The organism is Sulfitobacter sp. 1A15106, from assembly GCF_043556995.1.
In the GTDB taxonomy this organism is placed as follows: domain Bacteria; phylum Pseudomonadota; class Alphaproteobacteria; order Rhodobacterales; family Rhodobacteraceae; genus Sulfitobacter; species Sulfitobacter faviae.
This window is the reverse complement of the sequence record NZ_JBIFFM010000012.1, coordinates 111,964-120,553: the sequence shown is the minus strand read 5'-3', so window position 1 is coordinate 120,553 and position 8,590 is coordinate 111,964. Positions and strand designations below refer to the sequence as shown.

Sequence of the window (8,590 nt, the reverse complement as noted above, 5' to 3'; positions counted from 1 at the left end):
GCAGCAAATGAACGATGCACGTTTGAACCTGGGCTTCCGGGAAAGCCGCCTCAATGGCCTGGGGGAAGCCTTTGAGGGGTGTTGTCACATTAACGGTCCTGAGGTTGCTGGTTCATTGATCTGGGCGTAGGCGGTGTCGATGCAGACACAAAAGATCAGCTACAAACGCCACCGGTTTCCGCCTCAGATCATCGCTCATATTGTCTGGCTTTACGTCCGGTTCAACTTGAGCCTGCGCGAGGTCGAAGAGCTGATGCTGGAACGTGGCGTCGACGTTTCGTATGAGACAATCCGGCGCTGGAGCGTCAAGTTCGGCCCCCTGATCGCCCACGTTCTACAGCGACGGCAGCCGCGCCCCGGCGATGTCTGGCATCTGGACGAAGTCGTTGTGAAGATCGCGGGTCGGTCATACTGGCTCTGGCGCGCGGTCGACCAACACGGCTTTGTTCTTGAGGAAATTCTCCAATCGAGACGAGACAAGCGCGCCGCAAAGCGGCTTTTGGTCAAGCTGATGAAACGTTGGGGCTTCGTGCCAAAAAGGATCATTACGGACAAGCTGCGCTCCTATGGTGCCGCAAAGCGCGAGGTCGCGCCTGGCCTTGATCATTGGTCACACAAGGGACTCAATAACCGCGCAGAAAACAGCCACTTGCCCTTCCGAAAACGAGAGCGGGTGATGCAAGGCTTCCGATCGCCGGGTGGATTACAACGCTTCGTATCTATGAAGTCTGCAACCCGCAATAGTTTCTCTGTCCCAGCCCGCCGCCGCTCTGCGCTCACCATCCGCTACCATCGGCTCGAAGCATTCGAGGCGTGGAAATCCGCGGCACAGGCCGCTTGATCAACGAACAGCTTGCCAACTTGCAAATTCGGCGAGTTAACGTGACAACACCCTTGGTTTTCATGTATGAGGGACAAGCTCGCCTCTACTGAGGAAGCTTGGAAACAGGACAATCTCGGCTTTCGATCCGTGGCGCAACTGATGGCAAGGTAGCCAATTCTCGCCTCGAACTTTCGCCGAAAATTTTGCGGTGATGAGATGTTATGAGCAGTCATCAAGATAACCGGCAGGCCAATCTGACGCGCGGCATCCGGGTCGAGATCGCCAGCCTCGTCTACAACATCATCGAGGTCGTCGTATCCGTCACCGTGGGACTTCTGACCGGCAGCGCAGCGCTGGTGAGTTGGGGCCTCGACAGTACGGTCGAGGCCACCTCGGCTGCGACTCTGATCTGGCGCTTGAAGAGTGAGGTGGACGGTGCCGACAAGCGCACGGTCCTGCACCGCAAGAAGGTCGCGCTCTACGTGGTTGCCTGTGCCTTCTGGATCGTCGTCGCGGCGATCCTCTACGAGGCGGTCTCCGCCTTCATTTCGCAGAAGGCGCCGGGCTTCAACTGGTGGGGTATCGCGATTCTGGGTGCTTCGCTCGTGGCCAACCCGTTCCTCGCCTGGGGCAAGTATCGCTACGGCAAGCGGCTCGATGCGCCCGCCCTGAAGTACGATGCCAAGGACACCATGATCTGCCAGTATCAGACGATCGTGGTGTTGGCCGGGATCGGTCTGACGCAATGGATGGGCTGGTGGTGGGCCGACCCGGTGGCGGCGCTTCTGATCGTGCCCTACGTTGCATGGGAGGCGTTCGAGGCCACGAAGGATGCGCGGTCGGTCGATCCGGACGAGGGCGAAGCTACTGCCGAGGCCTGACGTTACGCATGATGAACCGAGATTTGGGCATGGGCGGCAGTTCTCCGGTTTCCAGATCCAGATCCTGATCCGGCACTTCGTAGTCGATGGCGTTCACGAAGAAACTGCAAAACGCCTTCATCTGGCTGATCGCGATCCACTCGCCCGGACAACGGTGGTTCCTGTGGTGATCGCCACCGCCCTGCGGAATGAACTCGTAGGGAGTGACCTCCCGATCGTGAAACCGCTCGGGCCGGAACTCTTGCGGCGCGTCCCACGAACGAGCGTCGGTATTCGTGCCGTAGAGGTCGAGCAGAACCCTGTACCCTTTGGGAAAGCGATGTCCGCGCCACTCGAAATCGCTCTTCACCCGTGCCGCAACCGCGGGAAAGAACGGATACAGACGGCGGACCTCTTGCACGAAAGGTTCGAGCTGTCCCTCGTCGTCCTTCAGCTTTTGCCGCCACTCGGGATGCCGATGTAAAGCATGCGCCGCCTGAACTATGAACACGGATACCGCGACGGTCGGGCGCAGGACATTCAACAGCTCTACGGCGGCCACCCTGGGGGTCAACAACTCCCCATCGAGATCGCGCCATGTCGCGATGATATGAAGGGCACTTTCCTGCGTCGGCTGAAGCTCACCATCGCGGACCTGTTGGATTAGCCGTGCTGCCCATTTTTCCAGGCGGTGGCGCGCCAGACGCGCGCGCCAGTGTTTGGGGCCAAGGGCCCCGGCGTCCTGAAAAAGCGCTGTAAGCTGCGCCGTTCGGGTCGCCACCTCAGCTTCATTAAGCGGCACCCCGGCCCAGGCGCAGGCAGCTCTTGTGAGCATTTCGCGCACTTCGTCATAGAGGACGACCTCGTTCCTCGCCTCCCAGTCCGGCGCATAGTTGTCCAACATGTGAAGCGACGTGCCCTCAAGCGCGGCGATCCGCTCGGTCCCCATGAGTGACATGAACATCTTCTTGCGGTGCTGGTGGGCAGCGCCGTCCAATCCCTGAACGCCGCCTTCTCCCAGCAGGGACTTCTGTATGCGGCCTGGCATCGAGCCTGCGCGGATCAGCCGGTCTTCCCGATAGAAGGCTTCTGCCGTCGCCGCGCCGGTCATGCAGATCGTCTCTTGAAGGAGGATGCGGGTTTCGAACAGGTCTGTGTCGAGTGCGCGGCAGGTCTCCGAAATGAACCCATATGGGTTGCGCAGCAGGGCAAGTGTGCTGTCAAAGCCTTTCGCAGATGGTATGCCGAACATGGGTTACACCCCCGTTGTGTTTTCCTTGCGTTGACCCTGACCAGGCTTGTCCGTCGCAGAGCGGAAGCTGTCCCAGAACAGTAGGGCCGCGCCGCAGAAAATCGCCACATCCGCAAGATTGAAGGACGGCCAGTGGTATGTTCCGTAATGGAAATCCAGAAAGTCTGGGACGGCCTGATAACGCAGCCGGTCGAGGACATTGCCGAGTGCGCCGCCGATGATCAGACCGAGAGCGGCAGCCGTCAGCCTGTCCGGCGCGCGCCACAACCAGATCAGCAGCCATAACACGATCACGCCAGCAAGCGCGATGAGACCCCACCAAGGCACGATCCCGCCCAGCATACCGAAGCTGACTCCATCGTTCAGAACCCGCACGAGATTGAGAAAGGGTAGAACCTCGACGCCGCCCTCAAGCGCAGGTGTGTTCAGGGCAAGCGCCTTGGTGCCCTGATCGAGGGCGAACGCCGAGATGGCGCAAACTCCGCCTAGAACGCGGCTGTTCATGCAGTCGTCTTCAGATCGGCCCGCGCATCGCGAATGATCGCCCAGGACGAGTGCAGGAATAGCCCGGCGATACCGAAGGCAACGATAAGGTCGGGCCACGCGCTGCCCAGCCAGGCCACAAGACCGGCGGCAACGACAACCGCCGCATTGCCGATGGCGTCGTTGCGAGAGAAAAGCCAGACGGCCCGCATGTTCGCGTCGCCCTTGCGGAACGGCAGCAGCGGCAGAACGGAGATGACGTTGACGACAAGGGCAATCATGCCAAGCAGGCCCATGAGACCCGCATCCGGCGTCGTCCGTTCGAAGACCCGGACGATGGTCGTGCCGAGGACGCCGAGACCGAGGAGCCCGAGGAAGATGCCCTGGATCAAGGCCGACCGTGCCCGCCAGGCGAGGCTCCAGCCGATGGCCAGCAGGCCAAGGAAGGTGATCGCGCCGTCGCCGATGAAATCGAGCGCATCGGCCTTCACGGCCTGTGACCCGGCGATGAACCCGCCGATCATTTCAACGACACCGTAGCCCACGTTCAGGATCACGACGATCCAGAGCGCGCGTCGGTAGGCCGGGTCCTGATGGGCGGGATTCGGCGGAATGTCTCCATCGCCCTCGATCCGGTCGAAGCCGTAGCCGGTCACCGCAACGGCCTTTTCGATGTCCGGCAGGCGCCCTTCGGGTGCAGCCAGTGTCATGATGTGGGTTGCGGCCGACACTTTCACATCGCCGGGCGCTACCCCGGCCGACTGTGCCGCCCGCTCGATCTGTGCAGCATCCTTCGCGCAATCCATGCCGGAAACCCGGTATCGAAACAATGGCGCATCTGCTATCTCGTTGTCTGTGTTGGCCATGATCGCGGCTTTCCTGCTAAAGTGGATAGAAGATTCTATATATCAGCGAGAAATGATATGGCGCAAATCGTTATGGAAGACAAGACCACCACTATTGAACAGCGCGCGAAATTGCTTCGCGGCTTCGCAGATACCAGTCGTTTGACGATTCTGGACGCCTTGGCAAAAAGTCCGTTCGTCGTTCAGGAGCTCGTCGCGCACACGGGACTAACGCAGCCCAATATCTCCAATCATTTGCGATGCCTGCTGGAGTGCGGGCTTGTCGCCAGCGATCGAGATGGACGGTTTGTTCGCTACCGTATCAGCAATTCACGTATCACAACGCTATTGAGCGATGTAGATGCTCTTCTTGATGTCGTCGCAGAAGGGGTTGAGGCTTGTGACAACTATCGCGAGACGTGATTCAAGATGTCGTGGCCTTCGGCCAGGTCGTTACATCGCTCCGGTTTGGTCGTTCTTTAGATGTAGTTCTTTCGACGTGAGACACAGTCGAGATGTTACCGCGAAGGTTTTTTCAACCAATGGCGAACATCGGCCCCGCACCCAGAATACCGGATAGTCCTGCGGTGACGGGCCACGACCGAATTGCTGGCGGACTGGTCTGTTCTTGTCTAAGTAAGAACACGAAAGCCCGGTTCGACCTCAATATTTCTCTTGAACCTACAGTAGCTTTAGGAGTTAGGGCCGCAGACGAAGAACGGCATTCGAGTCAAACAGGCCATACTGCTTCAGGCTTTCCTTACTGAACGGCAGAGTGGCCTTGTTTAAGCTTAGTTTGCCTACCTAACGTTGAAGGAGTAAGAATGATGCTGACAAGACGACATTTTCTCCAGACCAGCGGTGCGCTGTTTTCTACTCCAATCGCTGGCCCGCTACTGGCAGCCACCCGGCCCACCAAGGAGGAGAAGGCCGCCTGGGACGCGCAGGTCACACCTCCCGCTTTTGATCCAACTACGTCAAACCCGTGGGGCCTGCACCCGCGCTTTTTGCCCCAGCGGGTGGACGCTAAGGACGGGCTTGTTCCGGGAGACGTCCACGTCGATGCCGTAGCGCGCTACATCTATCACATCGAAGAAGGGGGAACTGCGATGCGTTACGGTGTGGCGATCGCCCGTGGTAACCTGTACGAGCCCGGCACGTATACGATCCAGCGAAAAGTGGAATGGCCAAACTGGACGCCGACCCAAAACATGATCGCACGCGATCCCGAGCTCTATGGCCCGGTTGCCGACGGTGTTGACCCTGGCCCAGAAAACCCTCTTGGTTCGCGGGCGCTTTACCTTTTTGAAGGCAACCGAGACACCTATCTACGCATTCACGGGACGCCCGAACCAAGAAGCATCGGCGGGCGCGCGAGTTCGGGGTGTGTCCGCATGGTCATGGCACATATCAACCATCTATACCCGAACGTCAAAACTGGTTCGACGGCGTTCCTGTATTCGGCAGAAGAAAGCGTGACCCCGCGAACGTGATCTACGCCCACCCAGTTTGCACTGGTCAATATCTCACGCCGAACGCGTAGTGCAGATCGGGTTGCCACCTATTGAGCAGAGCGGCACCAGTGTCGTTTTTGCTGGACCGCTGTGCTCATGCCAGTAACACCCATCCTCGGAACGAAGCCGAGCTGTAGTGGGGTCCTGACTAGGGGCAGCTAGGTTAACGATTTGTTCGGGAAGGTTTCCAACCGCGTCTACCCGGACAGACTTGTGGCTTGAAGCTACAGTAACTGTAGTAACTACATTTCCTTGGAAGCGATTCGAGGAGATACCTGATGTCCCTTGCCGACCTTTTCCGACCTGGACCGAAGAGAAACCAGCGCTCCAAGTACTGAATTATCCAAATTGTGGCTGCTGCACGGCTCGCGCGAAAACTCGCCACTCAGCGCGCTGAAAGGAACTTGAACACCCGTCTTTCGGTTTCCACCCTAGTAACCAAAACAAGGAGTAAGATCATGCAAGTTCACGAAATCATGACCAGCAATCCAACATGTTGTAGTACCGACACTACGATTCAGGAGGCCGCAAAGCTGATGGATGAAAAGTCGGTCGGCGCGATTCCCGTGATCAATGACGCCGGTGAGCCGGTCGGCATCATTACGGACCGCGACATCTGCTGTGGTGCCGTCGCAGAGGGAAAGGCAGCCGACACGCCGGTTTCTGACGTCATGTCGGATGACCTCCTGACAGTCTCACCTGATGAGGACGTTAAAAGCTGTTGCAGCAAGATGGAAGAAAAACAGGTGCGCCGCAGCGTGGTTACAGACGAAAGCGGCAAATGCTGTGGGATCGTGGCTCAAGCGGACGTGGCACGGGAAGCCGACGGCGCGGAAACAGCCGAATTGGTACAGGAAGTGTCGCAGCCAGAGAAGAGTTCTGGCTGCTGCTGACCCAATGGCACATGGGATCCCGAGTGACCGAACCTGTTGCGAATAAGTCCGGTCTGGCTGCACATGTTGAAAGGAAGTCAAAACGCGGCGCTTGACCGCGTTTTGATCTGCCGAACAGATAGGAAGTTGCCTGATGGCCCACGATCACGCCCATATCGACCTCGAGTCCGGCGACCGTCGAGTCTCCATCTCCATCTGGGCCAACGGTCTTCTGACCGTCGCGCAGATTGTCGGCAGCATCCTATCCGGCAGCCTCGCACTGATCGCGGATGCTCTGCACAATTTCTCGGATATGGCATCGTTGGTGATCACCTTTGCCGCTCGGAAAATCGCGCGGCGGCCTGCGGACGCGCGCATGACCTTCGGCTATGGGCGGATAGAAATTGTCGCAGCGCTCATCAACTACACGACCCTTATCCTGCTCGGCTTCTACCTGATCTACGAGGGTGGCATGCGCATGATCGACCCGCCCATCTGTGGCAGATGCAGGAGCACAAGGCGGCTTTGGACTGCCACATCGTGCTGACAGCGGACGGCTGGCGTTAAATCGAAAATATCAAGACGGCAATCAAGGACCGGCTGAAGGACGATTTTAGCATCGGTCATTCGAGTTTGGAATTTGAGCACGAAGACCGAGCCCATGAGAACGCCGACCTTTACGGTCACGGCAGGCCGGAAGAAGACGAGAAAAACCATGTTAACCAAGACACTGGCTGATCATGACGAGATGATTGCCCTTGTCGGCGAAGGCAAGCTGAGCGAAAGCGATCTGAAACGGATGCACGTCCTGCTTCAGTAGCGTCTGCAAGAGACAAGCAAGCTAGGGCCGAGACCTCAATCTCACGAGGTTCGAAGCCGGCGCATAGTCGCGTTTGGCTCTGTGAATCTGGCCTACTAGGTCAGATAAGAAGATGGTTCCGCGGAGAGGGGTGAGCCTAGCCGGAGGCAATCAATCGGCAAGCTGGATCGTGATCTAGTCCTCCCGCTTCTAAGAACGATTAAGAGGAGGAAGACCTTAAATGGACCCAAAGTTTTCGAAATCCGGCGCTACGTGGGGATATATCCTTTCCGCCCAAGGTAGGCCGTCCGCCAAACGGCAGCGACAAGAAATTTCGCTGCATGGGGTAATTGAACAGGTTTGGTGTGACCAGTTTGAAGGGCAAACTACGCGTCCTCGAAAGCATCTCATCCAACGAGAGCAACTGCTGCTGTCGCTAAATCAAGGGGATAAGGTCGTTGTGACGGCACCAGAATGCTTGGGATTGTCAGAACGTGACGTGAACTGGTTCTTGACAGAACTCGCCATTCGCGGCGTGCTTCTGTTGGTCCATTCCGGAACCATTGTTGTTGATCCGGGTGGATCGAAAAGAGACCTAGCTGCTGTAGTTGGCCGATTTCACAGCAAACTGCGGGCATGACACTGGAACGCGGAGAAACCGCTCAACAGCAATTTCCGCCAGCTTGAGATCATTATGAGGTAAAATGATGACCGAGCATTCTGTATTCACCTGATTTAGGTCATGCCAAGCGAGGATCATCACAGCTCCGCTTTCAGCAGCATAGGATTGCAAAGCCTCCGATACCTCGTATTGGAGGCAAAGGTCGAGCGCGGAGGTGGGCTCGTCCATGAGGACAACCCGCGGCCGCGTCACCAGCGACTGTGCGATCGATACGACCTCACGTTGCCCGCCTGACAGTTCCGGCAATTGCCGCTCAGCAAGAGCGGTGATGCCCAATCTGGCCAATACGTCGTTCACGGCCGTTAGCTCGGAAGTAGAAAGGCGTCAACCGCTCCCACCGCGCTTCAGCGCGAGTATGATGGATTCGTAGACCGTCAGCGCTGCATTCATCCCCGTATCCTGCGGCATGTAGCGCAAGTCCTCCGTGGCTGCATCGCTGAAGCGCACAGTCCCTGCCCCC

9 protein-coding genes and 2 pseudogenes are annotated in these 8,590 nt (G+C 58.0%); 6 read left to right on the top strand and 5 right to left on the bottom strand.

Going from position 1 to position 8,590, the window contains the following annotated elements:
- Positions 1-88 (bottom strand): annotated as a pseudogene (locus ACGYKA_RS17485) (transposase); the annotation flags it as partial.
- Positions 89-139: 51 nt separating this feature from the next.
- On the opposite strand from ACGYKA_RS17485, the gene ACGYKA_RS17480 reads away from it, so the two are divergent.
- Both ACGYKA_RS17480 and ACGYKA_RS17475 read left to right on the top strand, forming a co-directional pair.
- Entirely contained in the window at positions 140-841 is a 702-nt protein-coding gene (locus ACGYKA_RS17480; RefSeq protein ID WP_065331824.1) for an IS6 family transposase, read from the top strand.
- Positions 842-1,044: 203 nt separating this feature from the next.
- Complete coding sequence (locus ACGYKA_RS17475; protein WP_082849320.1) at positions 1,045-1,704, top strand: cation diffusion facilitator family transporter; 660 nt, start codon at positions 1,045-1,047, stop codon at positions 1,702-1,704.
- On the opposite strand, the gene ACGYKA_RS17470 is transcribed toward ACGYKA_RS17475, so the two are convergent.
- Genes ACGYKA_RS17470 through ACGYKA_RS17460 form a run of 3 tightly spaced genes read right to left on the bottom strand, consistent with a single transcriptional unit; the run spans position 1,688 to position 4,284 of the window.
- Positions 1,688-2,935: a cytochrome P450 gene (locus tag ACGYKA_RS17470; RefSeq protein WP_067631015.1), complete on the bottom strand. Its 1,248-nt coding sequence runs from the start codon at positions 2,933-2,935 to the stop codon at positions 1,688-1,690. The two genes, ACGYKA_RS17475 and ACGYKA_RS17470, sit on opposite strands and share 17 nt — an antisense overlap.
- Before the next feature lie 3 nt (positions 2,936-2,938).
- Complete coding sequence (gene lspA, locus ACGYKA_RS17465; RefSeq protein WP_067631017.1) at positions 2,939-3,439, bottom strand: signal peptidase II; 501 nt, start codon at positions 3,437-3,439, stop codon at positions 2,939-2,941.
- On the bottom strand, positions 3,436-4,284 hold the full coding sequence (locus tag ACGYKA_RS17460; protein WP_067631019.1) for a cation transporter: 849 nt from the start codon (positions 4,282-4,284) through the stop codon (positions 3,436-3,438). Before ACGYKA_RS17460 ends, lspA begins: the two co-directional genes overlap by 4 nt.
- A 72-nt stretch (positions 4,285-4,356) precedes the next feature.
- Between ACGYKA_RS17460 and ACGYKA_RS17455 the strand changes: the two genes are divergently transcribed.
- The 4 genes and pseudogenes from ACGYKA_RS17455 (at position 4,357) to ACGYKA_RS17440 (ending at position 7,387) form a co-directional block, all read left to right on the top strand.
- The gene (locus tag ACGYKA_RS17455) at positions 4,357-4,686 is read left to right on the top strand and encodes a helix-turn-helix transcriptional regulator (protein WP_236627323.1); all 330 of its coding nucleotides are present in this window, start codon (positions 4,357-4,359) and stop codon (positions 4,684-4,686) included.
- A gap of 404 nt (positions 4,687-5,090) precedes the next feature.
- Positions 5,091-5,756 (top strand): L,D-transpeptidase, encoded by a 666-nt coding sequence (locus ACGYKA_RS17450; protein WP_067264455.1) that lies wholly within the window; start codon positions 5,091-5,093, stop codon positions 5,754-5,756.
- 479 nt (positions 5,757-6,235) lie between these two features.
- Entirely contained in the window at positions 6,236-6,670 is a 435-nt protein-coding gene (locus tag ACGYKA_RS17445; protein WP_067631023.1) for a CBS domain-containing protein, read from the top strand.
- A gap of 133 nt (positions 6,671-6,803) precedes the next feature.
- Positions 6,804-7,387, top strand: a pseudogene (locus tag ACGYKA_RS17440) (cation diffusion facilitator family transporter).
- Between the two features lie 656 nt (positions 7,388-8,043).
- On the opposite strand, the gene ACGYKA_RS17435 reads toward ACGYKA_RS17440, so the two are convergent.
- Complete coding sequence (locus ACGYKA_RS17435; protein ID WP_271694222.1) at positions 8,044-8,427, bottom strand: ATP-binding cassette domain-containing protein; 384 nt, start codon at positions 8,425-8,427, stop codon at positions 8,044-8,046.
- Positions 8,428-8,590 lie beyond the last annotated feature (163 nt).

What these genes read in the sequence shown, in the direction of transcription:
- ACGYKA_RS17480 (WP_065331824.1), top strand. Translation starts at nt 140, where the DNA reads ATGCAGACACAAAAGATCAGCTACAAACGCCACCGGTTTCCGCCTCAG.
- ACGYKA_RS17475 (WP_082849320.1), top strand. Translation starts at nt 1,045, where the DNA reads ATGAGCAGTCATCAAGATAACCGGCAGGCCAATCTGACGCGCGGCATC.
- ACGYKA_RS17470 (WP_067631015.1), bottom strand. Translation starts at nt 2,935, where the DNA reads ATGTTCGGCATACCATCTGCGAAAGGCTTTGACAGCACACTTGCCCTG.
- lspA (WP_067631017.1), bottom strand. Translation starts at nt 3,439, where the DNA reads ATGAACAGCCGCGTTCTAGGCGGAGTTTGCGCCATCTCGGCGTTCGCC.
- ACGYKA_RS17460 (WP_067631019.1), bottom strand. Translation starts at nt 4,284, where the DNA reads ATGGCCAACACAGACAACGAGATAGCAGATGCGCCATTGTTTCGATAC.
- ACGYKA_RS17455 (WP_236627323.1), top strand. Translation starts at nt 4,357, where the DNA reads ATGGAAGACAAGACCACCACTATTGAACAGCGCGCGAAATTGCTTCGC.
- ACGYKA_RS17450 (WP_067264455.1), top strand. Translation starts at nt 5,091, where the DNA reads ATGCTGACAAGACGACATTTTCTCCAGACCAGCGGTGCGCTGTTTTCT.
- ACGYKA_RS17445 (WP_067631023.1), top strand. Translation starts at nt 6,236, where the DNA reads ATGCAAGTTCACGAAATCATGACCAGCAATCCAACATGTTGTAGTACC.